Source organism: Streptomyces sp. NPDC001415 (genome assembly GCF_053597395.1).
The window spans coordinates 40,917-65,165 of the sequence record NZ_JBSFIE010000003.1; the positions used below are offsets into that span (position 1 = coordinate 40,917).

21 protein-coding genes are annotated in these 24,249 nt (G+C 72.2%); 12 read left to right on the forward strand and 9 right to left on the reverse strand.

Features of this window, described 5'->3' with window-relative positions; genetic code table 11:
* The first annotated feature begins 66 nt into the window (after positions 1-66).
* The 5 genes from ACWC2B_RS04420 (at position 67) to ACWC2B_RS04440 (ending at position 4,643) form a co-directional block, all read left to right on the forward strand.
* Positions 67-1,230: an NAD(P)/FAD-dependent oxidoreductase gene (locus tag ACWC2B_RS04420; protein ID WP_450715223.1), complete on the forward strand. Its 1,164-nt coding sequence runs from the start codon at positions 67-69 to the stop codon at positions 1,228-1,230.
* A 290-nt stretch (positions 1,231-1,520) separates the two neighbouring features.
* Positions 1,521-1,886, forward strand: a complete 366-nt coding sequence (locus tag ACWC2B_RS04425; protein WP_053727812.1) for an Rv2175c family DNA-binding protein — start codon at positions 1,521-1,523, stop codon at positions 1,884-1,886.
* Between the two features lie 108 nt (positions 1,887-1,994).
* Positions 1,995-2,645 (forward strand): thiamine phosphate synthase, encoded by a 651-nt coding sequence (gene thiE, locus ACWC2B_RS04430; protein ID WP_450714929.1) that lies wholly within the window; start codon positions 1,995-1,997, stop codon positions 2,643-2,645.
* A gap of 162 nt (positions 2,646-2,807) precedes the next feature.
* A complete protein-coding gene (metF, locus tag ACWC2B_RS04435; RefSeq protein ID WP_450714930.1) occupies positions 2,808-3,725 on the forward strand; it encodes a methylenetetrahydrofolate reductase [NAD(P)H] in 918 nt (305 codons plus the stop codon).
* Between the two features lie 60 nt (positions 3,726-3,785).
* On the forward strand, positions 3,786-4,643 hold the full coding sequence (locus ACWC2B_RS04440) for a hypothetical protein (protein ID WP_450714931.1): 858 nt from the start codon (positions 3,786-3,788) through the stop codon (positions 4,641-4,643).
* A 31-nt stretch (positions 4,644-4,674) separates the two neighbouring features.
* On the opposite strand, the gene ACWC2B_RS04445 is transcribed toward ACWC2B_RS04440, so the two are convergent.
* The 5 genes from ACWC2B_RS04445 to ACWC2B_RS04465 form a co-directional block, all read right to left on the reverse strand.
* On the reverse strand, positions 4,675-6,186 hold the full coding sequence (locus ACWC2B_RS04445) for a phytoene desaturase family protein (RefSeq protein WP_450714932.1): 1,512 nt from the start codon (positions 6,184-6,186) through the stop codon (positions 4,675-4,677).
* Between the two features lie 31 nt (positions 6,187-6,217).
* Positions 6,218-6,835 (reverse strand): DUF4126 domain-containing protein, encoded by a 618-nt coding sequence (locus ACWC2B_RS04450; protein WP_450714933.1) that lies wholly within the window; start codon positions 6,833-6,835, stop codon positions 6,218-6,220.
* A gap of 310 nt (positions 6,836-7,145) precedes the next feature.
* Complete coding sequence (locus tag ACWC2B_RS04455; protein ID WP_450714934.1) at positions 7,146-7,754, reverse strand: TetR/AcrR family transcriptional regulator; 609 nt, start codon at positions 7,752-7,754, stop codon at positions 7,146-7,148.
* A gap of 11 nt (positions 7,755-7,765) precedes the next feature.
* On the reverse strand, positions 7,766-9,850 hold the full coding sequence (locus tag ACWC2B_RS04460; protein ID WP_450714935.1) for a YhgE/Pip family protein: 2,085 nt from the start codon (positions 9,848-9,850) through the stop codon (positions 7,766-7,768).
* A complete protein-coding gene (locus ACWC2B_RS04465; RefSeq protein ID WP_450714936.1) occupies positions 9,822-10,601 on the reverse strand; it encodes an ATP-binding cassette domain-containing protein in 780 nt (259 codons plus the stop codon). The genes ACWC2B_RS04460 and ACWC2B_RS04465 overlap by 29 nt, the downstream gene beginning before the upstream one ends.
* A 203-nt stretch (positions 10,602-10,804) precedes the next feature.
* Here ACWC2B_RS04465 and ACWC2B_RS04470 point away from each other — a divergent pair, with 203 nt between their 5' ends.
* From ACWC2B_RS04470 to ACWC2B_RS04480, 3 genes are all read left to right on the forward strand, one after another.
* Positions 10,805-11,350, forward strand: coding sequence for an SAV_6107 family HEPN domain-containing protein (locus ACWC2B_RS04470; RefSeq protein ID WP_450714937.1), 546 nt, complete (start codon positions 10,805-10,807; stop codon positions 11,348-11,350).
* 180 nt (positions 11,351-11,530) lie between these two features.
* On the forward strand, positions 11,531-12,289 hold the full coding sequence (locus ACWC2B_RS04475; RefSeq protein ID WP_450714938.1) for a methyltransferase: 759 nt from the start codon (positions 11,531-11,533) through the stop codon (positions 12,287-12,289).
* Between the two features lie 276 nt (positions 12,290-12,565).
* On the forward strand, positions 12,566-12,952 hold the full coding sequence (locus ACWC2B_RS04480; protein ID WP_450714939.1) for a DUF3040 domain-containing protein: 387 nt from the start codon (positions 12,566-12,568) through the stop codon (positions 12,950-12,952).
* A 219-nt stretch (positions 12,953-13,171) separates the two neighbouring features.
* Here ACWC2B_RS04480 and ACWC2B_RS04485 read toward each other — a convergent pair whose 3' ends face one another.
* From ACWC2B_RS04485 to ACWC2B_RS04500, 4 genes are all read right to left on the reverse strand, one after another.
* Complete coding sequence (locus ACWC2B_RS04485) at positions 13,172-15,607, reverse strand: transglutaminaseTgpA domain-containing protein (protein WP_450714940.1); 2,436 nt, start codon at positions 15,605-15,607, stop codon at positions 13,172-13,174.
* Positions 15,604-16,971 (reverse strand): DUF58 domain-containing protein, encoded by a 1,368-nt coding sequence (locus ACWC2B_RS04490; protein WP_450714941.1) that lies wholly within the window; start codon positions 16,969-16,971, stop codon positions 15,604-15,606. Before ACWC2B_RS04490 ends, ACWC2B_RS04485 begins: the two co-directional genes overlap by 4 nt.
* A complete protein-coding gene (locus ACWC2B_RS04495; RefSeq protein ID WP_450714942.1) occupies positions 16,971-17,981 on the reverse strand; it encodes an AAA family ATPase in 1,011 nt (336 codons plus the stop codon). The genes ACWC2B_RS04490 and ACWC2B_RS04495 overlap by 1 nt, the downstream gene beginning before the upstream one ends.
* Positions 17,982-18,202: 221 nt before the next feature.
* Positions 18,203-18,769 (reverse strand): beta-class carbonic anhydrase, encoded by a 567-nt coding sequence (locus ACWC2B_RS04500; protein ID WP_450714943.1) that lies wholly within the window; start codon positions 18,767-18,769, stop codon positions 18,203-18,205.
* Between the two features lie 465 nt (positions 18,770-19,234).
* Between ACWC2B_RS04500 and rsmH the strand changes: the two genes are divergently transcribed.
* From rsmH to ACWC2B_RS04520, 4 genes are read left to right on the forward strand one after another with little or no spacing between them, the layout of a single operon-like run.
* A complete protein-coding gene (gene rsmH, locus ACWC2B_RS04505; protein WP_450715224.1) occupies positions 19,235-20,140 on the forward strand; it encodes a 16S rRNA (cytosine(1402)-N(4))-methyltransferase RsmH in 906 nt (301 codons plus the stop codon).
* Positions 20,137-20,640, forward strand: coding sequence for a septum formation initiator (locus tag ACWC2B_RS04510; RefSeq protein WP_450714944.1), 504 nt, complete (start codon positions 20,137-20,139; stop codon positions 20,638-20,640). Before rsmH ends, ACWC2B_RS04510 begins: the two co-directional genes overlap by 4 nt.
* A gap of 4 nt (positions 20,641-20,644) precedes the next feature.
* On the forward strand, positions 20,645-22,564 hold the full coding sequence (locus ACWC2B_RS04515) for a peptidoglycan D,D-transpeptidase FtsI family protein (protein ID WP_450714945.1): 1,920 nt from the start codon (positions 20,645-20,647) through the stop codon (positions 22,562-22,564).
* 14 nt (positions 22,565-22,578) lie between these two features.
* On the forward strand, positions 22,579-24,246 hold the full coding sequence (locus ACWC2B_RS04520) for a UDP-N-acetylmuramoyl-L-alanyl-D-glutamate--2,6-diaminopimelate ligase (protein ID WP_450714946.1): 1,668 nt from the start codon (positions 22,579-22,581) through the stop codon (positions 24,244-24,246).
* Positions 24,247-24,249: the final 3 nt, after the last annotated feature.

Consider the following 24,249-nt stretch of genomic DNA (forward strand, 5'->3'; position numbering starts at 1 on the left):
GGTGATCGGGTGAGCGAAAAGCAGACGCATTCCGAAGCACGGCACGTGGTCGTCGTCGGCGCGGGCATGGCCGGCGTGCAGACCGCCGTGGCCCTGCGCGAACAGGGCTTCGCCGGAGCCATCACCCTCATCGGCGCCGAACCCCACCAGCCCTACGACCGGCCCCCGCTCTCCAAGGCGGTCCTGCTCGGCAAGGCCGAGGGCTCGGCCTTCGAGGTGGACTTCGAGGCGCTCGGCGTGGACCTGCGCCTGGGCCTCGAAGTCACCGGGGTGCGGCCCGCCGAGCACGTGGTCGTGACCGAGGCGGGCGAGGTCGGCTACGACACCCTCGTCATCGCCACCGGCGCCGAACCGCTCACCCTGCCCGGCAGCGCGGGCGTCCCCGGCGTCCATCTGCTGCGCACCCTCGACGACGCGCGGCGGCTGCGCCCGGTCCTCGACCAGCGGCACCGGATCGTGGTGGTGGGCGCCGGGTGGATCGGCGCGGAGTTCGCGACGGCCGCACGCGAGGCGGGCTGCGAGGTCACCGTCGTGGAGGCCGCCGACCGCCCGCTGGCCGGAGTGCTCCCCGCCGAGGTCGCCGCCTCCATGGCCGACTGGTACGCCGAGTCCGGCGCCGAACTCCTCACCGGCGCCCGGGTCCAGGCGGTCGTGCCGGGCGAGGTGCTGCTCGCCGACGGCCGCCGGCTGCCCGCCGACGCCGTAGTCATCGGCATCGGCGCCCGCCCCGCGACCGGCTGGCTGACCGGCTCGGACATCGCGCTCGGCCCCGAGGGCGCGATCACAGCGGACGCCCGCCTGCGCACCTCGCTCCCCGACGTGTACGCGGTGGGCGACTGCGCCTCGTTCCCCTCGGCCCGCTTCGGCGAACGCCTGCTGGTCCACCACTGGGACAACGCGCTGCAGGGCCCGCGCACGGTGGCCGCCGAGATCGTGGGCGAGGCCGCCGCCGACTACGACCCGGTTCCGTACTTCTGGTCCGAACAGTTCGGCCGCTTCGTCCAGTACGCGGGCCACCACACCGATGCCGATGAACTGGTCTGGCGCGGCGACCCGTCCTCGTCCCCGTGGTCGGTCTGCTGGATCCGGGACGGGGCGCTGGTGGCGGTCCTGGCAGTGGGCCGCCCCAGGGACCTGGCCCAGGGCCGCAAACTGATCGAATCGGCGAAACCCCTGGACAGGGCGAAGGTGGAGGACCCGTCGACCCCGCTGAAAGCGGCAGTGAGCTAAGCGCTCGGCGGAAGCGGAGTGCTTCATCTGCGGCCCGGTGGGGGCTGGTCGCGCAGTTCCCCGCGCCCCTTTGGGGCGCTGGGCCGTGACATCGTGCGGCTCCGCCGCGTGGGCGCGACCAGCCACGAACGGCCCGCAGCCGAACTCAAATCAAGCCCCTCCGGCGTTTGAGGAGAGGGGAGGTCCGGGGCAGGAGCAAGCGCCGACACGCCGCGGAGGGGGCCGGGGGCACAGCCCCCGAGGGACCACCCCGGTACCGACTGTCAGTGCGAGGTGGCACGCTTGTCACCGTGACCGAGATTGACGCAAAGATTGATGCTCTCGTCCCCGCCTGGCTCTACCTCCCCGACATCGCGGAGATGCTGGACGTGGAGGTGACGCGCGTACGGCAGCTGGTCAAGGAGGGCCAGCTCATCGCCGTACGCCGCGGTGAGAACAGGGCGCTGCAGGTGCCGGCCGCCTTCATCGACACCGACAAGGTGGTCAAGGGGCTGGTCGGGACGCTGACGCTCCTGAGGGACGACGGCTTCTCCGACGAAGAGATGCTGGAGTGGCTCTTCACCCCCGACCCGAGCCTGCCCGGCACCCCCGCGCAGGCCCTCAGTGAGAATCGCGGCACGGAGGTGAAGCGCCGCGCCCAGGCGCTCGCCCTCTGAGCCGAGAGCCCACCCGACAGCGCCGACAAGCCCGCGGTGTACGGTCCGGTCCACCCGGCCCGTACACCGCGCGGCCCGGCCGAAGACGAACACAACGGGGGACCTTCCATGCCCACGGCCCGTGAGCAGCTCGCCGACGCCCGCCTCTACCTGTGCACCGACGCGCGCAAGCGCCAGGGCGATCTGCCCGAGTTCCTGGACGCCGTCCTCACGTCGGGTGTGGACATCGTGCAGCTGCGGGACAAGGGCATGGAGGCCGCCGAGGAGCTGGAGCACCTGGCCGTCTTCGCCGACGCCTGCCGCCGGCACGGCAAGCTGCTCGCCGTCAACGACCGGGCCGACGTGGCGCACGCCATCGGCGCCGGCGTGCTGCACCTGGGCCAGGGCGACCTGCCGGTGCCCGCCGCCCGGGCGATCCTGGGCGACGAGGTGCTGATCGGCCGCTCCACGCACGCGGACACGGAGGCCGCCGCGGCCGCCGCCGAGCCGGGCGTGGACTACTTCTGCACGGGCCCCTGCTGGCCCACCCCCACCAAGCCGGGCCGGTACGCGCCGGGCCTCGACCTGGTGCGCTACACCGCCTCGCTCCGCACCGACCGGCCCTGGTTCGCGATCGGCGGCATCGACGCGGGCAACCTGGACGAGGTCCTCGACGCGGGCGCCGACCGGGTCGTCGTCGTACGGGCGATCACCGAGGCCGCCGACCCGGCCGCGGCCACCGCCGACCTCGCCAAGCGGGTCAGGGAGCGGCTCGCGTAGCGCCGGCCGATCGACGGGCTGATCAACAGGCCTCTGGGCCCGGCGTGATCAAAAACCCCGGGTGAGAGGCACGCTGTCCGAGGGGTGGACAGAAGTCCGACAATCGAGACATTTAACCCCCGTTTGGTTGGGGTGCCGACCACCCCTGGCTAACCTGCGACTATGGCCCTTGGCACAGCTTCCACCAGGACTGATCGCGCACGAACGGTGCGCGACATGCTCGCGACCGGCGAGACCACGTACTCCTTCGAGTTCTACGCGCCCAAGACCGAGAAGGGTGAGCGGAACCTCTGGAACGCGCTGCGCCGGGTCGAAGCGGTCGCCCCCGACTTCGTCTCCGTGACGTACGGGGCCGGCGGCTCCACCCGTACCGGAACCGTCGAGGCCACCCAGCAGATCACCGAGGACACCACCCTCACCCCGGTCGCCCACCTCACCGCCGTCGGCCACTCGGTCGCCGAGCTGCGGCACACGGTCGGCCAGTACGCCGACGCGGGGATCCGCAACATCCTCGCCGTGCGCGGCGACCCCAAGGGCGACCCCATGGGCGAATGGGTCAAGCACCCCCAGGGTGTGACATACGCGGCCGAACTCGTCGCGCTCATCCGGGAGTCGGGCGACTTCTGCGTCGGCGTCGCGGCCTTCCCCGAGATGCACCCCCGCTCCACGGACTGGGATTCCGACATCCGGAACTTCGTGGACAAGTGCCGCGCGGGCGCCGACTATGCCATCACCCAGATGTTCTTCGAGCCCGAGAACTATTCGCGGCTGCGCGACCGGGTCTCGGCGGCCGGCTGCGAGACCCCGATCATCCCCGAAGTCATGCCCGTGACCAGCGTGAAGCAGCTGGAACGACTGCCCCAGCTCAGCACCGCGGCCTTCCCGGAAGACCTGCGGGACCGGATGCTTGCCGTCAAGGACGATCCGGCCGCTGTACGCTCCATTGGCATCGAGTTCGCCACGGAGTTCTGCTCGCGGCTGCTCGCCGATGGCGTACCCGGGTTGCACTTCATTACCCTCAACAACTCCACGGCGACGCTCGAAATCTACGAGAATCTCGGCCTGCACCAGCAGGCGTAGCCGGAAACCGGCCCGGGTCAGGGGACAGCTGCACCCGGGACAGGAGAATGAGGGGCGTACATGGGCTGGACGGTCCTCTACATCGCGTTCGGAATCGTCGCACTGTGGCTGCTCGGCGAGGTGCTGCTGCAGTACAAGGCGCGGCTGCGCTGGCGGTTGCTCGCGTTCACCGGATTCCTGGGTGTGGTCCTGGGCGTCCTCATCCCGTCCGTCTTCGTGATCATCCTGGGTGCGCTCGCCTTCGCCGTCGGCCAGGTGTACGTCACGCTCTCCTTCCGGCGCGGCTTCTCCACCGGCTGGGCGCTCGGCGGCAGGCCGGGCGCGAGCCGCCGCCGCAAGTCGAGCCGCGGCAAGAGCACCCCCGCCCCGGAACCGGTCCTCGAAGTCTCGGACCTCCAGTACGAGGACGCGGCCGGCGTCGGCTCCCCGGACGTGAACGGCGAGACGCTGCACGCCGGTTCGGGCCACGCCGATTCGGTGTACGAGCCGCAGCCGATGCCCGACGAGACCGGCCAGTACGGCATCTACAGCCCCGCCGAGCAGTCCGAGGCGCAGCCCCAGTACGGCGCGTACGACCCGCAGCAGCCGTACGCCGACCCCTACGCCCCGCAGTACGACGACGCGGGCGCCGGGCAGCAGCAGTACGCCGCCTACTCGGACCCGTACATCGGCAACGGCAGCCAGGCATACGGCACGTACAGCGGCTACGACAGCTTCGGTGGGCAGCAGTCCTACCCCGACCCGCTCACCGCGCAGTACGCGACGGACACCCCGCCGGGCGGCGTCTGGGTGCCCCAGCAGCGCGACGGGGAGTACGCGCCCTACGAGCAGCAGGGGCCGCAGCAGGGTCAGCAGCCGTACGACCCGAACCACCCGGATCTGCCGAACCACCCCGAGCAGCAGCCCTACCGCTACTGACCGGCCTCCGGGCGGACCACCGGGCCGGGGCTCACTGCGAGCCCCGGAAGTCGTCCCCCTCCACGATCAGCCCGGCCACCAGTGCGCCCGACATCCCGGCGTGCGCGAGCCCGCCGCCGGGGTGCGCCCAGCCGCCCGCCAGGTGGAGCCCCGGCAGAACGGTGGTGTTGGACGGGTGCAGCAGGGTGGCCTCGGCGCCGGCGAGCGAGGGCGCGGGTACTGAACCGCCCCCGGCGCCGGTCGCCTCCGCTATGTGCACCGGTGTGCGGGACTCGTGCCACAGGAGCCGTTCCCGCAGGTCGGGCACGGCCCGCACGGCGGCCGCGATCAGCTCGTCCGTGTACCGCTGGACCAGCTTCGTGTCCGTCCAGTCGACCGGGCCGTGCGGTGCGACCGTCGCCGTCAGCGTCACCGCCTCGTGGTCTTCGTCGGGCCGCACCGCCGGATCGTCGGGGCGCAGCACCGTGACCGTCGGCGGCCCGTCGTGCGTTCCCGTGAAGGCCGCGCGGGCCTCGGCCATGGCGCTGGGGGAGTGGACCACCGTGCGGTGCCCGGCGTTCGAGGGGCGGGCGCCGCGCAGGGCGAGCAGCACCGTGAAGCGGCTCGGCCGGGCCGTGGCGGCGGGCCGGACCGTGCCGGGCACCCACAACTCCCGGCCGGGCAGCATCCGTTCGAGGCCGCGCGGGTCCGCGCCGCACACCACGTGGTCCGCCTCCACGGCCGTACCGCCGGCCAGCTCGACTCCGGCCGCCCGGCCGTCCTTCTCGCGGACCCGCGTCACCTCGGCGTCGAAGACGAACTCGACCTTCCTCGCCCGACAGCGCTCGTACACCGCGCGCGCCAGCTCCCGCATGCCACCGCGGACGTACCAACTGCCGAAGGTCTGCTCCATGTACGGCAGCACGGCCGCCGAGGCGGGCGCCGTGCTCGGGTCCAGGCCGTACTCCAGGGCGTAGCTCTCCAGGAGCGCGCCGAGGTGGCCGCCGCCCAGCTCCCACTCGGCGACCTCGCCGAGCGTGGCCGCCGTCCGGGGCGCGCGGAGCAGCCGGCGCTGCTTCGTCGCGGGATACGGCTCGCGGGCGAGCACCTGCCAGTTGGGCCACAGAGGCTCCTCAAGGAGCGGCCGGCGCGTGCGGTCCCAGGCCTCCCGGGCCCGGATCAGGAAACCGCCCCAGCGCTCACCCGCGCCCGCCCCCAGAGCCGCGTCGAGCGCCGACATCACGCCCGCGCGCGAGGCATTGGGCAGCGACAGTTCCGTACCGTCGGCGAAGAGATGGCGCGAGGCCGGATCCACCGGGGCGAGCTCCACACAGCTCTCCAGGGGCTCCTTGCCGGTCTTCACGAACAGGTCGCGGTAGACGGCGGGCAGCCGCAGCAGACCGGGGCCGGTGTCGAAGACGAACCCGTCCCGCTCGAACCGCCCCAGTGCGCCGCCGTATGTCGACGAGCGCTCGTACACCGTCACCCGGTGGCCTGCCACAGCCAGCCGGGCAGCAGCCGCCATGGCGCCCACACCGGCGCCGATCACCGCAATCCGTGCCATGTCTGCGACTGTATCCGCCGCCACTGACAACTCACTCCGGCGGCCGCTGAACCCCCGCCGCGGCCAGCCGCTTCTCCTCCCGGCGCTGTGCCCTGCGCCGCCGGAAGCGGCGGATCTTCCGCCACAGCACGACCAGTATCACGATGCCGATGAGCAGAAGCGTGCCCGCGATCAAGGCCGCCGCGAGCGGGTGGAAGATCGCGAAACTTATGATCCCGGCGACGCCCAGATCCTCCGCCGTGCTCAGCGCGATGTTGCTGAACGGCTCGGGCGAGGTGTTCACCGCCATCCGCGTCCCGGCCTTCACCAGATGGCTCATCAGCGCCGTCGAACCGCCCACCGCGCCCGCCGCGAGATCCGGCAGCGAACCGTTCTGCCCGGCAAGCAGCGCCCCGACGACCGCGCCCGCGATCGGCCGGATCACCGTGTGCGCGGAGTCCCAGACCGAGTCGACGTACGGGATCTTGTCCGCGACCGCCTCGCAGAGGAACAGGATGCCGGCGGCGATCAGGACGTCGGGCCGCTGGAGCGCGTCGGGCACGTCGTCGGTGAGGCCGGTGGCGCCGAAGATGCCGAGCAGCAGGACCACCGCGTACGCGTTGACCCCGCTCGCCCAGCCGCTGGTGAACACGAGGGGGAGTACGGACACGGTCGCGATGTTAACCAGATTCGGCCGTTCGCGACTGAGGTTGAGCACGGACGTCTGAGTATCCGTACCTAGGGGGTGAGATGAGTACCCGCACGGATGGGCTCCTACCTGCGGGGACGGGAAGGTGGAGCCACGGAAGGGGCGCGGCGCCGGCACCGCCGACACGGGGCGGCGGAACCGGCGCGGCTCCCTGGACGCAACGGGGTACGGGGGATACCCGGGGGGACGTTCGGGGGAAGCGCCGGGCCGGTGCGGTTCATGGGGGATTGAACCGCACCGGCCCGGCGTATTTCCGTTTCCGGAGCAGGGGCTAACGCCCGCTGACTCTGCCGTGCAACAGCCTTGACAGCGCCGCGTGGACGTCGTCCAGGGAGCGCTCGCTCTGGAAGGCCTGCCAGTCGAGCGCGGCCACCAGGACCATGCCGACCAGGGCCGCGGCCGTGAGCGGGATGTCGATCTCCTCGCTCAGCTCGCCCTGCGCCACCGCGTCCCGCAGCACCGTCTCGACGACGGCCACCGCCTCCCGGCGCACCACCAGGAGGGTCGACTGCCAGGCGCGGTTGGTGCGCCACAACTCGGCGACGTACAGCTGGGTGAAGGCCGGGTAGCGGTGGATGAAGTCCAGGCCGGCCCGGATCATCGCGTCAAGCGCCTCGACCTTGGTTCCACCCCGCTCGGCGGTTTCGTCCGCGGCCGCCTGCAAAGACGCGGTCAGCAGACCCACGCCGTGCCGCAGCAGCTCCTCGAAGAGCTCGGTCTTGCTCTTGAAGTTGTAGTAGACCGTGCCCTTGGCGACGCCGGCCCGCTCGGCGATCTCGTCGACCGTGGTGGCCGAGAACCCCTGTTCGGCGATGAGCGTCACGGCGGCCTCGTAGAGCTTCTGCCGGGTCGCCTGCCGTCTGGTGCTGCTGCTGTCCATGGCGTCGATTCTCACAGGCTCAGCTCGGGGTGCAGCCGGTCGAGCGACCACACCTGCTTCTGCCGGGCGGACAGCGCCGTCAGCGCGAGGGCGCCCACGGTGAAGGCAGCCAGGACCGCACAGCCCTGCCACACCACGCCCAGGTCGCCGCCGGTGATCAGCCGGCGCAGCCCGTCCACGACGTAACTCATGGGCAGGTAGGGGTGGATGGCGTTGAAGAACGCCGGGCTCGTCTGGACGGGGTAGGTGCCGCCCGCCGAGGTCAGCTGGAGCATCAGGACGGCGAGCACCAGGATGCGCCCGGCCGCCCCGAACTTGGCGTTCAGCCACTGCACGATCGCCGCGAAGCAGCAGGAGGTCAGCACCAGATAGCCCAGCGTCCCCGCGGTCCGCTGCATTTCGAGGCCGAGCCCGAAGTGCAGCACCGACATCAGCGCGGCGATCTGCAGCACCCCGACGGCCGCCACCGGCAGCCAGCCCGCGAACGCGATCCGCCAGGCCGAGGCTCCGGCGGCCAGGGCGCGCCGGTTGAGCGGCTGGATCAGCATGTACGCGACCATCGCGCCCACCCACAGGGAGAGCGGGATGAAGTACGGCGCGAACCCGGTGCCGTAGTTGGGCGCCTTGTGCATCGCCTGCGAGGCCAGCTTGACCGGGTCGGCCATCACGTCGGTGCGCTGGTCGCGCTGCTGCTTGTCGTAGTCCGGGATCTTGCCGACGCCGTCGTGCAGGCCGGTCGCGAGCTGGACGGAGCCGTCGGAGAGCTTCACGACGCCGCCGTTCAGCTCGCTCGCGCCCTTCTTCAGCTTGCCGACGCCCGTGTCGAGGTCGGTGGAACCCGTCTTGGCGGTGCCCAGACCGGCGTGGATGCCGGCCGCGCCCTTGGCGACGTCGTGCGCGCCCTTGTTGAGCTTGTTGATGTCGGCGATCTTCGTCTCCAGATCGCTGGAGAGGTGCGGCGCCTTCGCGGCCAGGTCCCGGGCCTTGGTCTGGAGGTCTCCGAGGTCCTTGTCGAGCTTCTTGAAGTCACCGCCCTGGTCCTTGACGAGGTTGTTGACGTCCTCGGTAAGGGTCGCGCCGGTGGCCATCGCCTTCTTGGCCTTGTCCAGCGTCGGGCAGACCTGTCCCTCGGTGGACTTGTCCACGCAGAGCCGCTGGTAGAGGGCGTTGAGGTCCTGGGAGGCCCTGCGGGTGCCGGCCGCCGCCTCGGGGGCGCGCTCGATGATCTTCGTGAGGTTGTCGCGCACCGGCGTGATCGAGTCGGCGAGGAGCTTGGCCGAGTCCCCGACGGTCTTGCCGTTGTCCTTGAGGTACGGCCGCGCCTGGCCGGCCACGCCGTTGGCCTCGTCCGCGAGCCGCTGGGTGCCGTCGGCGACCTTCTGGGCGCCGTCGGCCAGGGTGCCCGCACCCGTGTCGAGCTTCGATATGCCGCCGGCCAGCTTGCCGCTGCCGTCCTTGGCGTTGTCGAGCCCGTCGGCCAGCGCCTTGGAGCCGTCCTTGGCCTTGCCGAGCCCGTCCTTGAGGTCGCCCGCTCCCTTGGCCGCCTTCTCGGTGGCGTCGTGGAGATCGCCGAACGAGATGAAGATCTTGTCGAGGAAGGACCGCGAGGCCTTGGTGGAGGCGGCGGCGCGCACCTCGGAGAACACCGTCTTGGAGATCGACCCGACGATGTAGTTGTTCGCGTCGTTGGTCCGCACCTGGAGCGCGCCCGTCTCCGGGGCGTCCCCGGAGCTCGACGCGATCCTCTTACTGAAGTCGGCGGGCACCGTCAGCGACAGGTAGTAGGTGCCCTTCTCCAGGCCCTTGCTCGCCTCGGCGGCGCTGACCTCGTGCCACTCGAAGGTCTTGCTGTCGAGCAGCTTCTCGCTGAGGTCGTCGCCCACGTGGAGCTTCTGCCCGGCGGCGTCGGCCCCCTTGTCGTCGTTGACGAGCGCCACAGGAATCCGGTCGAGCCGGCTGTACGGGTCCCAGAACGAGCACAGGTAGAGCGCGCCGTAGAGCAGCGGCAGCAGGAGCAGCGCGACCAGTGCGGCCCGCGGCAGCTTCCCCCTGCCGAACCGCTTCAGCTCAAGCGCTGCCAGCCGTGGCGAACGCATCCGCCGCCCCCTCCTCGCTCGTGGCCCCGTCCTTGGCGCCAACTTCTGTCGTCACTACGGTGATGTCCGCCTCGGCGGGCGCCTCGCTGCACACCGCGAGCACGGTGGTGCCGGAGTCCGCGACCGAGCGCAACAGCGCCCAGGCGGCGGCGCGTTCGGCGTCCGACAGCTTCAGGTCGGTGTCGTCGACCGCGAGGAGCCGGGGCCGCTGGATCAGCGCCAGCGCGACCGTGAGCCGCAGCGCCTCAAGGCGCTCCACATCGCGTACGGAGGTCTGGTCGCGCTTGGGCAGCGAGGCGAGGTCGAGGCCCGCCGCGGCCAGCGCCGCCTCGATCCGGGCGCCGGACTCGGCCCGGCGCCGGGCGGGGGAGCGCAGCAGCGCCCGCACCGAACCGTCGTAGCGGCGCTGCAGCATCACACGCTCGCGCAGGTGCTCGGCGACGGTGAACGCCGGGTCGAGTTCGCTGACGCCGGGCACATGGCCGAGCGCGCTGATCCGACGTACGGCGGCCATTTTGCGGGGCAGTTGTTCACCGGCCACCCGCGCCCAGCCCTCGGCCGGCTTCATGCGGCCGGTGAGGGCGAGCAGCAGGCAGGTCCGGCCGGAACCGGAGGGCCCGGCTATCGCGACGAGCGAGCCGGGGGCCGCGTCGATGCCGACCCCCCTGAAGGCCCAGCCGCGCGGCCCCTTGAGCCCGAAGCCCTCGGCACGGATCGCCGCGCCGGTCACTTCCGAGTGCGGGCTGTCCACATTCCCCCCTGCTCTGCGCGTCCCCCGGAGCCGTAACAGCGGCCCCATTCTTTTGAACTGACTGGTCAGTACAAAAGATAGCCCGAACCTGTATGCGAGGCAAAGTGCCAGGTCAGCCGGGCATTCGGGTCGATTGTCAGTGGTGGGCCTCACGATGGACACATACGGCCACAGTGCCGTCACACGACGACAGGAGGTTCGTCATGGCCAGCTCACCCGCAGCAGCCGCACCCCGGCGCCGCGCCAGCAGCCCTGCCCCCTCACTGAACGGCGCCCCCAACGACGTCCACCCCGTCCTGCGCCGGGCCGGTGCGCCGCCCGCCGCCCTCGACCTGCTCGCCCAGGCCCGCGGCGGCCTGGACGAGGCCGCCGTCCTCGACGCCCCCAACGAGCGGTACGCGACGGCCCATCTGGCCGCCCTGCGCACCGCGGCCGCCGTCCTCGCCGCGCGCGGCCGGCCCGAGACCAACCCGCGCCGCCGGCAGCGGATCCGCAGCGCCTGGGAAGTGCTGCCGGAAATAGCGCCCGAACTGACCGAGTGGAGCGCCCTGTTCGCCTCGGGGGCGGACCGGCGGGCTCGCGCCGAGGCCGGCATCCAGGGCGCCGCCACTTCCCGGGACGCCGACGACCTGCTCCGTGACGCGGCGATGTTCCTGCGCCTGGTCGAGCGTCTGCTCGTCCTCCAGCCCGTGCTGCCCCAGCCCAGGACCCGAGAGGCGGAGGCGGAGCCGGAACGAGGGACGGGCTGAGGGCGCCCACCCCGGCCGCGGCGGCCGGAGGCCGATCCGGAGCGGCCCGGGGACGCGACGACGGATGACGGGGCGCCCCGCCGCCTCCCGTCAGGCCCGCCACCTCCCATTAGGGTGGACGCGTCGCACCCCCTTCCCACGCCGCGTCCGCGGCGGCACCGCGCCGAGGAGTCAACTGCCGTGTCGGACCCCATGCGCCCCCGCGCCTCTCTCCGTACCGCCGTGGTCTGGGAGGTCCTCAAGGAAGCGCTCGACCGCCGGGTCAAGGCGACCGGGCGCGAGGCCCTGGACGTACTGGACACAGGTGGCGGATCCGGCAACTTCGCGGTGCCGCTGGCCGCCCTCGGCCACCGGGTCACCGTCGTCGACCCCAGCCCCAACGCGCTCTTCGCGCTGGAGCGCAGGGCCGCCGAGGCGGGGGTGGCCGAGCGGGTCCAGGGCGTCCAGGGCGACGTGCTCGGCCTCTTCGACGTGGTCGAGCGCGGCGGCTACGACGCGGTGCTGTGCCACGGGGTCCTGGAGTACGTCGAGGACCCGGCGGAAGGCGTACGCAACGCGGTGGACGCGCTGCGTCCCGAAGGCGCGCTCAGCCTGCTCGCCGCGGGCCTCGGCGGCGCCGTGCTCTCCCGTGCGCTCGCCGGACACTTCACCGAGGCCCGCCACGCGCTCTCCGACCCGGCGGGCCGCTGGGGCGCGGGCGACCCGGTCCCGCACCGGTTCACCGCCGAGCAGCTCACCCAGCTCGTCGACGGCGCCGGAGCCACCGCCGGGGCGGTCCACGGCGTGCGGGTCTTCGCCGACCTCGTCCCCGGCGTCCTGGTGGACACCGAGCCGGGCGCCCTGGACGCGCTCCTCAAGCTGGAGGCCGCGGCCGCCGAGCTGCCCGCCTTCCACGCCGTCGCCACCCAGCTGCACGTACTGGGCGAGAAGCGCGGCTGACCCCGCTCCGGCCGTCCCCGGCGGGCTGATCAGCGGCGCTGTGCCGCATGGAGTACGCCACAGGCCCCCCGATCGGCGGCTTCGCCCCGTATGATCGGGGGACACCGTCCGGCATGACGGATCGGCACATGGGGAATTGAATCTCCACAGCCGAGCCGCCGTGGCGGCCCGGCTGGCGATTTGGCGTAGAGGGCGGGTTTCACGGGGGCGATTCCCTGCCTATCCTGAAGGGGCCGCATCCGGTCGCCCCCCGCGACCGACGAGTAGGAGGACTCCGTGCCGCTCTCGGAGCACGAGCAGCGCATGCTCGAGCAGATGGAGCGAGCGCTGTACGCCGAAGATCCCAAGTTCGCGACAGCGCTTGAGGGAAGCGGGCTGCGTACGTACACCCGGCGACGGGTCTACCAGGCGATCGCTGGCTTCCTGGTGGGTATCGCGCTCCTCATGACCGGTGTCATGACCCAGATCTGGATCAGTGTGGTGGGATTCCTCGTCATGCTCGGATGTGCGGTGCTCGCGGTCACCGGTTGGCGCAAGGCGCCGCGTCCCGGTGAACAGGCGCGTGCGGGCGGTTCCGCCGCGCCGCGGCAGGCCCGGCAGCGGCGCTCGATGATGGACCGGATCGAGCAGCGCTGGCAGCGGCGCCGCGATGAGGGGCGCTAGCCCCGCCCCGTTCTGACCTGTACCGAGGGGCGGTCACCTTCTTGAGGTGGCCGCCCCTTTGGCGTGCTCCCGCTTCCTGGGGCTCAGCCCCGGACCCCGGTCGCGCCGCGAACTCGCCTTCGTCCCTTCGTCTGCGGACGTCCCGCCCCCTGGCGGGATGCACCCTGCAAGGGTGCATCCCCAGCCCCTCCGGCGTTCGAGGCGGAGCCCCAGGGGGGCTCAGGTTCCGGACGCGGGTTCCGGCGGGGCCTCCTTGCGGTGGCGGGGGCGCAAACGCTCGGCCAGGCCTCGCGTGCGTACCGCCACCGCACCCTTGGCCCGTTCCCAGCGGAGCGACACCGCCCAGATCACCCTGACGGCTGAGCGCGGGGCGAGAATCGCTCGCAGGGTCTGCCGGCGGCCCGCTTCGGCTCGCAGGCCGGCCGCCACCCGCGTCACATCGTCCGCGAGACCCGGCGTGGGCCGGGGTTCAGGCGCGTACAGGACCTGTTCCACCGCACCCGCCGCGCGGTGGACGGACTCGGCCGCCGGGCCGTCGAGGCGGCCGAGGCGCACCACCCGGGCCGCCGCCTTGCGGGGCGTCTGCGAGTCGTCGGGCGGGATGCCGTAGTCCCAGGCCGTGTCGGTGATCTCCTGCCAGACCGCGAGCGTACGGGCCACCGCGTCGGCCGGGGTGCGCCCGCCTGAGCCGAGCCGCCGGGCCCGCACCCGCCCGCGCCACAGCAGGGGCAGCAGCGGAAGGACGAGCAGCGCGGCCACTCCCAGGGCCGTACCGATCAGGGCGGAGGCCGAGGGGCCGCTGTCCGTGGGGCCCGCGACGCCCGCCGCGGCCGAGGGGCCGCAGTCGCCGAGGCGTCGTGCCGTGGGCGGGCAGGAATCCGTGGCGGACGGCGCCGCCGAGGGCTGCGTCGAGGCGTTCCTGGACGGCTCGGCCGGGCTGGCCGGGCTGCCCACCGGGGCCTGCCGTCGGGTGTAGTCGGGGACGGAGCCCCGCGTCGGCGTCGGCTCGAAGCGGGTCCAGCCCACACCCTCGAAGTACAGCTCGGGCCAGGCGTGCGCGTCGCGCAGGCCCACCGACATCGTGCCGTCCGGACGCGCCGCGCCCGGCGTGAAGCCCACCGCGACCCGGGCCGGGATGCCCAGCGTGCGGGCCATCGCGGCCATCGAGAAGGAGAAGTGGACGCAGAACCCCTCCTTTTCCTTGAGGAAATTGGCGATCGCCTCGGTGCCGCTGCCCGACTGGACATGGGTGTTGTACGTGAAGCCGCCGCTGGAGGAGAACCAGTCCTGGAGCTTGACGGCCCTCTCGTAGTTGTTCGCCGCGCCGCCGGTGACCTCCCGCGCGGTCTCGCCCACCACGGGAGGCAGCGAGTCCGGGACCCGGGTGTACTCCTTCACGACGTTCGCCGGCGGGGCCGGGGCGCTAGCCATCTGGGCCGCCGTCGGCCGCAGAATGAGACTGGAGACCGTGTACTGCGCGCCCTGCGTCGTCTGCTTGCGGTCGCCCACCAGGGTCCGCCCGACCGGCTCGAACCGCCAGTCGCCCTTGATCTTCACCTGGGTCGCGGGGAACGGCATCGGCAGCCAGCTCTGCGCGTACCAGCCGGCCGCCGAGATGCTGGTCTGCACCTCGCTGGTGGCGACCGCCGGGCTCAGCCCGTCCGGATTCGGCAGCCGATCCGGTACGTCCTTGATGTGCCGCTCCGAGGACTTCCAGGAAGCCCCGTCGAACTCGTCGAGCGCGACGATCCGCAGGTACATCTCCTTGGTGTCCGGGGCGTTGGTGTTGTACCGCATCACCTCGCGGTCCTCGGGCTGGTTCAGGCTGTTCTGCAGCGACACCAGCGGGTTCACCGCGGAGATGGTTCCGCCGGCCCCGTCCCCTCCACCGCCGCCGCCCGTACCGCCGAGCAGCCCGCTGTCGAGCGCGGGCAGCATCGCCGGGATCACCAGCGCGATGCCCAGCGCGAGCACTCCGATGCGCCGTCCGGTACGGACCGGGGCCAGCGGCGCGTTGTTCTCGAACACGCTCTGCTGAGGCCGGCCGGGCGCCCGTGCGGCGCCGCCGAAGACCCGACCCCACTGCGAGAGCCGGTCACGGCCCTCGGCGAGCAGGAGCAGCAGATAGCCGGCGGCGGCGAGTACGAACCAGAGCCAGCTCGCGCCGCCCGGGGAGAGCCCCGCGGCCACCGAGTACAGCGCGAGCAGCGGCAGGCCCGCCGGGGCCGCGCTGCGGAACGTCACCGCGAGCGCGTCCACCGCGAGGCCGATGATCAGCACCCCGCCGACCATCATCAGCCGGATGCCCGGGGTGGCCGGAGCCGGGATCGCGTACTGCCCGACGTCCGAAGCACCTTGCTGGAGAAGGGAGTTGAGCTGCTCGAACGCTTCGGGGCCGGGCAGCACCCCGCCGATCGCCTGCTGGCGCGCGAACGCCAGGGTCAGCATGAGCAAGGCCACCATGGCCTGGGCGAGCACGGTCAGCGGCCGCGCCAGCGGTACCCGCCGGGCCAGCGCGCCGACCCCGGTCAGGATCGCGAGCAGGAAGGCGGCCTGCAGGATCCAGCTCGCCGGGTCGACCAGCGGCAGCATCGAGCACGCCGCCATCACCGTGGCCGCGTAGGCGCACAGCGCCAGCCGTCCGCGCCCGCTCATGACCATCCCCCTGCCGTAGCGGCCGCGCCGCCGGGCGCCGCTCCCGCGTTCGTACGTTCCTGGCCCGCCAGGCGCCACAGCTCGGGCAGGGCCGCGCCCGGCCGCACCGCGAGCGCCGTCCACCCCGCCTCGCGCAGCAGCCGCAGCCGCTCCTCGACCGGGCCGCGCGCCTCGGAGCCGGGCATCCACAGACCGCTGTCGAGCACGAAGGCGACCGCCGCGCCGCTGCGCCGCCGCATCTTGGCCGCGACCGCGGCCTGCTCCTCGTCGAGGTCGCCGAAGAACCCGATGAGCAGCCCCTCGTTGCCGCCGCGCAGCACGTCGTACGCGCGCGAGAGGCCGCCGCCGTCGGAGTGGTCGACGACCGCGAGGGTGTCCATCATCAGCCCGGCCGAGTCCGAGGAGTCCTGCGTGGAGCCCGCGAACCCGCCCGCGCCCTCGCCGGGCACCGAACTGCCGGTGTCGGTCAAAAGCCGTACGGAGAAGCCCCGTTCCAGCATGTGCACCAAGGCGGAGGCCGCGCCCGCGACCGCCCACTCGAAGGCCGAGTCGGGGCCCGCGCCCGCGTACGCGATGTCCCGGGTGTCGAGCAGCACCGTGCAGCGGGCCCGCTGCGGCTGCTCCTCGCGGCGCACCATCAGCTCGCCGTAGCGCGCGGTGGAGCGCCAGTGCACCCGGCGCAGGTCGTCGCCGTGCCGGTACTCGCGCGGAATGACGTCGTCCTCACCGGCGAGCGCGAGCGAGCGGTGCCGCCCGTCGCCGTACCCGGCGGCCTCGCCGGACAGCCGCACCGGCGGCAGCGGTTCGGTCCGGGGAATCACGGTCAGCGTGTCGTACGCGCTGAAGGCGCGGGTCAGCTCGCACATCCCGAAGGGGTCGGTGAGCCGCAGCTGCAACGGCCCGAGGGGATACCGCCCGCGGAGGTCGGAGCGCACCCGGTAGGACACCTCGCGCTTGCCGCCCGCCTCGACCCGGTCGAGTACGAAGCGGGGGCGCGGGCCGAGCACGTACGGCACCCGGTCCTGGAGCATGAGCAGGCCGGTGGGCAGCCGCGAGACGTTGTCGATCCGCAGCTGGACCCTGGCCTCGGAGCCGGCCGGGACCCGGCCGGGGGCGAGCCTGCGACTGCCCGCGACGCGGTAGCGGGTGCGGTAGAGCACGACCGTGCAGACCAGCGGCAGCACGGCGAGCAGCAGCCCGACCCGCAGCAGGTCCTCCTGGCCGAGCACGAAGGCGCAGATCGCGGCCGCGATGCCGGCCGCGAGGAAGGACCGGCCGCGGGTGGTCAGGCCGGCCAGGGAGGCCCACAGCCCGCCCCTGGGCTGCTCCTCGGCGGACTCGGCGGGGAGCCCCCCGGCCGCCATCACAGCCGCCGGGCGCCGGGCGGCTGCTGGCCGTACAGCGGATTCCCGGCCTGCGGAACGGGCGTGTGCTGGAGGATCTCCAGGACGACCTGCTCGGCGGTGCGCCGGTTGAGCTGGGCCTGTGCGGTGGGCAGCAGCCGGTGTGCGAGGACGGCGACGGCCAGGGCCTGGACATCGTCGGGGAGCGCGTACTCCCGGCCGCTGAGGGCGGCGGACGCCTTCGCCGCGCGCAGCAGATGGAGCGTGGCGCGCGGCGAGGCGCCGAGTCTGAGATCCGGGTGGTTGCGGGTCGCGCCGACCAGCTGCACCGCGTACCGCCGCACCGAGTCCGCGACGTGCACCTTGCGGACCGCGTCGATCAGCTTGGCGATGTCGTGGGCGTGCGCCACCGGCTGGAGGTCGTCGAGCGGGGAGACCGCGCCGTGCACATCGAGCATCTGGAGCTCGGCCTCGGGCGTCGGGTACCCCATCGATACGCGGACCATGAACCGGTCGCGCTGGGCCTCGGGCAGCGGGTAGGTGCCCTCCATCTCGACCGGGTTCTGGGTGGCCACGACCATGAAGGGGCTGGGCAGTTCGTAGGTCTGCCCGTCGATGGTGACCTGCCGCTCCTCCATGGACTCCAGGAGCGCGGACTGGGTCTTGGGCGAGGCGCGGTTGATCTCGTCGCCGATCACGATCTGGGCGAAGATCGCGCCGGGCTTGAACTCGAAGTCCCGCCGCTGCTGGTCGTAGATCGACACACCGGTGATGTCCGAGGGCAGCAGGTCCGGTGTGAACTGGATGCGCCGGACCGAGCAGTCGATGGACCTGGCCAGTGCCTTGGCCAGCATGGTCTTGCCCACGCCGGGCACGTCCTCGATCAGGAGGTGCCCTTCCGCCAGCAGTACGGTCAGCGAAAGCCGTACGACCTCGGGCTTGCCCTCGATCACACTCTCCACCGACCTGCGGATTCGCTCCGCTGTGGCGGTCAGATCTGTGAGGCTCGCTCGATCGTCATAGGTCGTCACCCGGCCCTCCTCGGCCCTTTCATACGGGCCGATGCACTGCGAACGGCCCGGCCCACCCCGGAATACGGACAGCGCGGCCGAACGGTTCGACCGGTGTCACTTCCGCATTCTTGTTGCCGTTACCGCGTCGTGTCACTCGCCTGTGGACAACTGCGGGGGATTGATTGTGAGTTGTCCCCCTATTTCCGTTCCTGCGGTCCTCATTTCCGCTCCCGCGGACCTCAGACCGCCGGATCGATTTCCCGCAGCAGGCCCGTCGTCACATCGAAGACGAATCCGCGGACGTCCTCGGTGTGCGGCAGGAACGGCGAGGTCCGCACCCGCTGCATGGACTGGCGTACGTCCTGGTCCACGTCGCGGAACGACTCGACGGCCCAGGCCGGCCGCTGCCCGACCTCGTCCTCCAGCTCGTGCCGGAAGTCCTCGGTGAGCGCTTCGAGACCGCAGCCGGTGTGGTGCACCAGCATGATGCTCGTCGTGCCGAGCGCCCGCTGGCTGATGGTGAGGGAGCGGATCACGTCATCGGTGACCACACCGCCCGCGTTGCGGATCGTGTGGCAGTCGCCGAGTTCGAGGCCGAGGGCCGCGTGCAGGTCGAGCCGGGCGTCCATGCAGGCCACGACGGCGACGTGAAGGACAGGGCGGGCGTCCATGCCGGGGTCGCCGAACGCGGCGGCGTACCGGCGGTTCGCCTCGACCAGCCGGTCGGTCACCGTCCCTCCGCTCTGGACGGTCAGGTGCGGACGGCGGGCGGGAGGCTCCGCGGGTATGTGCGCAGGAGTCGACATGTATATGAAGGTAGCCGCCACTGATCGTCCGGTCGCGTCATGGGGGTGGAAAAAGACTGTCAACTCGGGCGTCTGTGAGGTAACCCACAGACCTCACAGCGCCTCACCCGAACGAGTGAAAAAAGTGCCCGGCGGCGCGCTGGAGGGTTGATTGACCCAAAGGACGGGTGGACTAAAGTGGCGCGAAGTGGGAGGCGTGACACACGTTCTTCCCCTTTACGGAATCCCAAGCTTCCGGGAAGCACCATCTCCCGGACCTACGTTTACCCGCGTGCGCGGCGCACGTACGGCTCGGCCTCCTCCCGCCCTCCGGTCGGCTGACGCCCCTTCCCCGGCGCCAGCCGTTCGTACCCCTCACCCGGGGGAGCGGGGATCCGGTACGTACGCGCGACGCTGCGCCGGATCCTTGAGAGGGCGGCTTTGAGCCAGCGACACGTCCCGGTGATGCTCCAGCGATGCTTGGACATGTTGGCCCCGGCCCTGACCCAGCCGGGTGCGGTCGTCGTCGACTGCACCCTCGGCCTCGGCGGCCACAGCGAGGCGCTTCTGACCCGGTTCCCCGAGGCGCGCCTGATCGGCCTCGACCGGGACAAGGAGGCGCTGCGCCTGTCCGGCGAGCGCCTCGCCCCCTTCGGAGAGCGCGCCACCTTGGTGCACGCCGTCTACGACGAGCTGCCCGACGTGCTGGAACGTCTGGGCACCCCCCGCGTCCAGGGCGTCCTGTTCGACCTCGGCGTCTCCTCCATGCAGCTGGACGAGGCCGACCGCGGCTTCGCCTACGCCCAGGACGCGCCCCTGGACATGCGCATGGACCAGTCGACCGGGATGAGCGCCGCCGAGGTGCTCAACACCTACCCGGCCGGTGAACTCGTACGGATCCTGCGGGCGTACGGCGAGGAGAAGCAGGCCAAGCGGATCGTCTCGGCGATCGTCCGCGAGCGCGAGAAAGAGCCGTTCAGCAACAGCGCCCGGCTCGTCGAGCTGATCCGCGACTCGCTGCCGCAGGCCGCCAAGCGCACCGGCGGCAACCCGTCCAAGCGCACCTTCCAGGCCCTGCGCATCGAGGTCAACGGCGAACTCGCCAGCGTCGAGCGGGCGATCCCCGCCGCCGTCGAGGCCATCGCGGTCGGCGGCCGGGTCGTGGTGCTCTCCTACCAGTCCCTTGAGGACCGCATCGTCAAGCAGGTGTTCGCGGCCGGGGCCGCCAACACCGCGCCGCCCGGGCTTCCGGTCGTGCCCGAGCGCTACCAGCCGCGGCTCAAGCTCCTCACCCGCGGTGCCGAACTCCCCACGGAGGAGGAGGTCGCCGAGAACCGGCGCGCGGCCCCCGCCCGGCTCCGAGGGGTCCAGCGGATCAGGGAGGACGTGTGAGCAAACCGGCCAGGCAGCTGCGTCGCGGCACGGCCGCGCGGCTCGGCAGGCTGATGCCTTCGCAGGGATCGAACGACGCCGCCCGCACCCCGTTCGTGTTCCTTGTCGTCACCCTCCTCGGCGGCGGGCTCATCGCCCTCCTGGTGCTGAACTCGGCGCTGAACGCGGGCTCGTTCAAACTCAGCGAGTACCGCAGACAGACCACCGAACGCACCGACCAACAGCAGGCGCTGCAACGGGACGTGGATGACCTGTCCGCCCCCGACGCGCTGTCCCGCCGGGCCGCCGACCTCGGCATGATCCCCGGCGGCAACCCCGTCTTCCTCGGCCCCGACGGCACCGTCAAGGGCATCCCGGCGACCGCGGGCGACCCCTCCCCGGCCGAGGCCGCCGAGCCCACCCCGCTGCCCGGGGGGCAGAGCCCGTCCTCCGTACGCCCCAAGCACCACACCCCGGCCTCCCGGCAGCCCGCGAAGACCTCCCCGACCCCCGGCAGGTGACGCAGTGAGCCCCAAGGAACCCCCGCGCCGCCGGGTCCCCCCGCCCGCGCGCTCCCGTCCGCCGGCCCGCCGCCCCGCGGCCGCCAAGAAGATCAAGCTCGGCAGCCATCGGCCCCGGCTGCGCCTGGTCAGCCTCGGGCTCACCCTGGTCATGGTGGCCTTCGTCGTACGGCTGCTCCAGGTGCAGGCCATCGACGCCAGCGCTTACGCCGCCAAGGCCGACAAGAACCGGTACGCCAGCTACGCGCTGCCCGCCGAGCGCGGCCGTATCACCGACCGGGCCGGCATCGCGCTCGCCACCAGCGTCGACGCGTACGACATCACCGCCGACCCCACGCTCTTCACCCCCGAGGCCGCCAAGATCCCCGACGCCGCCGAGCAGGCGGCCGCGCTGCTCGCGCCGCTGATCGGCAAGAGCCAGTCGGGCCTCGCCAAGCAGCTCAGGACGCCCAAGTCCCGCTACGTGGTGCTCGCCCGCCGGCAGACCCCGCAGGTCTGGAACCAGATCAAGGACCTGAAGAAGGTCCTCGGCGAGAAGGCGGCCGCCGACCGCGCCAAGGGCGGCCCCGGCGCCAACGTGCTGGCCGGCATCCTCAACGAGTCCAGCACCAAGCGCGTGTACCCCAACGGCGACCTCGCCGCCGGGCTACTGGGGTACGTCAACGCCGACGGCAAGGGCGGCGGCGGCCTGGAGTCGTCCCTGAACAAGGAGCTGGCCGGCACCGACGGCAAGATCACCTACGCCCAGTCCGGCGGCCGCCGGGTGCCCACCGCCGGTACCCACGAGACCCCGGCCGTGCCCGGCTCCGACGTCGAGCTGACCATCGACCGGGACATCCAGTGGATGGCGCAGAAGGCGATCGCCGACCAGGTCGCCACGTCCGGCGCCGACCGCGGCTACGTCATAGTGCAGCGGTCCGACACCGGCGAGGTCCTGGCCATGGCGAACGCGCCCGGCTTCGACCCCAACAACATCGCCCAGGCCAACGCGGCCGCCATGGGCAACGCCGCGCTCCAGGACGCCTTCGAGCCCGGCTCCACCGCCAAGGTCATGTCCATGGCCGCGGTCCTGGAGGAGGGCGTCGCGACGCCCGGGACGCACGTGGTGGTGCCCAACCGCCTCCAGCGCGGCGACCGCCTCTTCAAGGACGACATCGACCACCCCACCTGGAACCTGACGCTCAACGGCGTGCTCGCCAAGTCCAGCAACATCGGCACCATCCTCGCCGTCGAGCAGCTGGGCAAGACCGACGCCCAGGCCGACAACGTCCTGTACTCCTACCTGCGCAAGTTCGGCATCGGCGCGCCCAGCGGCCTGGGCTTCCCCGGCGAGACCCCGGGCATCCTCGCCCCCGTGAACAAGTGGTCGACCTCGCAGCAGTACACCGTCCGGTTCGGCCAGGGCCTCTCGCTCAACGCCATGCAGGCCGCCTCGGTGTACTCGACCATCGCCAACGGCGGCGTACGCGTCGAGCCGACCCTGGTGCGCGGCACCAAGGGCCCGGACGGACGGTTCACCCCCGCTCCCGCGCCCAAGCAGACCCGGGTGGTCAGCGAGAAGACCGCCAAGACGCTGGCCCAGATGCTCGAATCGGTCGTCGGTGACTCCGAGGGCACCGGAACCAAGGCCGCCATCCCCGGCTACCAGGTCGCGGGCAAGACCGGCACCGCCAACCGCATCGACCCGAAGACCGGCACGTACCGGGGCTACACCGCGTCCTTCGCGGGCTTCGCCCCCGCCGACAACCCCAAGATCACCGTCTACTGCGCCATCCAGAACCCCACCAAGGGCAGCTACTTCGGCGGCCAGATCTGCGGACCGATCTACAAGAAGGTCATGGAGTTCGCCCTCAAGACCCTCCAGATCCCGCCGACCGGAGCCCAGCCTGCCAACCTGCCCGTCACCTTCGGCGGCAACGACTGAATCCGGAAGCCTCAGTGACAACCATCACCCAGGGCCCTGGGAACCAGGACGGGACCCAGGACGCCGTGCCCCCCTCTTTTGGCGACCCGGCGGGTGCGCCCGGTACGCTCACCGCCGTGCCACACGCTGATCAGTACCGAACCGCCCAGCAGGACGCCCCCGCGAAACAGCAGGGAGCGCCCCGACCGGAACAGGCCCGTCCGACCCCGCTCGGCGAGCTGGCCGAGCGTCTGGGGACGAGCAACCCCGGACCGGGAGAGGTCACCGGCATCACGCACGACTCCCGGGCGGTACGCCCCGGAGACCTGTACGCCGCTCTGCCGGGCGCCCATCTGCACGGCGCCGACTTCGCCGCCCAGGCCGCGAGCCTGGGGGCCGTCGCGATCCTCACCGACCCGGCAGGACGCGACCGCGCCGCCGCGACCGGGCTTCCCGTCCTGGTCGCGGGGGACCCGCGCGGCCGGATGGGCGAGCTCGCCGCCGAGATCTACGGACACCCCGGGCGCGAGCTGCTCCAGCTCGGCATCACCGGAACCTCCGGCAAGACCACGACCGCCTACCTCGTAGAGGGCGGCCTGCGCGGCGCCGGGCACGCGACCGGCCTGATCGGCACGGTCGAGATGCGGATCGGCGACGAGCGCATCAAGTCGGAGCGCACCACCCCCGAAGCCACCGACCTCCAGGCGCTGTTCGCGGTCATGCGCGAGCGCGGCGTCGACTCGGTCGCCATGGAGGTCTCCAGCCACGCCCTCGTGCTCGGCCGGGTCGACGGCTGCGTCTTCGACGTCGCCGTCTTCAACAACCTCAGCCCGGAACACATGGAGTTCCACTCCGACATGGAGGACTACTTCCGGGCCAAGGCGCAGCTGTTCACCCCCCGGCGGGCCAAGCGCGGCGTCGTCAACTTCGACGACGAGTACGGCCGCCGCCTCGTGCACGAGGCGCCCATCGAGATCACCACGTTCTCCGCCGAGGGCCACCCCGACGCCGACTGGCGGGCCGAGGACGTCCAGATCCGCCAGGACAGCAGCACCTTCACCGTGGTCGGCCCCAAGGGCGAGCGGATCTCGGCCACCGCCCCGCTGCCGGGCCCGTTCAACGTGGCGAACACCCTCGCCGCCATCGTGACGCTCGCCACCGCGGGCCTCGACCCGCAGACCGCCGCCGACGGAGTGGCCGCCGTACCCGGCGTGCCCGGCCGCCTGGAGCGCGTGGACGCGGGCCAGCCCTACCTCGCCGTCGTCGACTACGCCCACAAGACGGACGCCGTCGAATCGGTGCTCCGCTCGCTGCGCAAGGTCACCGAGGGCAAGCTGCACATCGTGCTCGGCTGCGGCGGCGACCGCGACCAGACCAAGCGGGCCCCTATGGGGGCCGCCGCCGCCCGGCTCGCCGACACCGCCGTACTGACCTCCGACAACCCCCGCTCCGAGGACCCCCTCGCGATCCTCGCCGCGATGCTGGCCGGCGCCGCCGAGGTGCCGGCCCACGAGCGCGGCGAGGTCCAGGTCTTCGAGGACCGTGCCGCCGCCATCGCGTCGGCCGTCGCCCGGGCGGAACCCGGTGACACCGTGCTCGTCGCGGGCAAGGGCCATGAACAGGGCCAGGACATCCACGGAGTGGTCCGCCCCTTCGACGACCGCCTGGTGCTCCTCGCCGCCATCCAGAAAAGTCAGGGATGAAGT

Excerpts from the sequence above, each read along its gene's own strand:
- ACWC2B_RS04470 (WP_450714937.1), top strand. The coding sequence starts at position 10,805 with ATGGCCAGCTCACCCGCAGCAGCCGCACCCCGGCGCCGCGCCAGCAGC.
- ACWC2B_RS04440 (WP_450714931.1), top strand. The coding sequence starts at position 3,786 with ATGGGCTGGACGGTCCTCTACATCGCGTTCGGAATCGTCGCACTGTGG.
- ACWC2B_RS04445 (WP_450714932.1), bottom strand. The coding sequence starts at position 6,186 with ATGGCACGGATTGCGGTGATCGGCGCCGGTGTGGGCGCCATGGCGGCT.
- ACWC2B_RS04485 (WP_450714940.1), bottom strand. The coding sequence starts at position 15,607 with ATGAGCGGGCGCGGACGGCTGGCGCTGTGCGCCTACGCGGCCACGGTG.
- ACWC2B_RS04420 (WP_450715223.1), top strand. The coding sequence starts at position 67 with ATGGCCGGCGTGCAGACCGCCGTGGCCCTGCGCGAACAGGGCTTCGCC.
- rsmH (WP_450715224.1), top strand. The coding sequence starts at position 19,235 with ATGTTGGCCCCGGCCCTGACCCAGCCGGGTGCGGTCGTCGTCGACTGC.
- ACWC2B_RS04500 (WP_450714943.1), bottom strand. The coding sequence starts at position 18,769 with ATGTCGACTCCTGCGCACATACCCGCGGAGCCTCCCGCCCGCCGTCCG.
- thiE (WP_450714929.1), top strand. The coding sequence starts at position 1,995 with ATGCCCACGGCCCGTGAGCAGCTCGCCGACGCCCGCCTCTACCTGTGC.
- ACWC2B_RS04455 (WP_450714934.1), bottom strand. The coding sequence starts at position 7,754 with ATGGACAGCAGCAGCACCAGACGGCAGGCGACCCGGCAGAAGCTCTAC.
- ACWC2B_RS04460 (WP_450714935.1), bottom strand. The coding sequence starts at position 9,850 with ATGCGTTCGCCACGGCTGGCAGCGCTTGAGCTGAAGCGGTTCGGCAGG.
- ACWC2B_RS04490 (WP_450714941.1), bottom strand. The coding sequence starts at position 16,971 with ATGGCGGCCGGGGGGCTCCCCGCCGAGTCCGCCGAGGAGCAGCCCAGG.
- metF (WP_450714930.1), top strand. The coding sequence starts at position 2,808 with ATGGCCCTTGGCACAGCTTCCACCAGGACTGATCGCGCACGAACGGTG.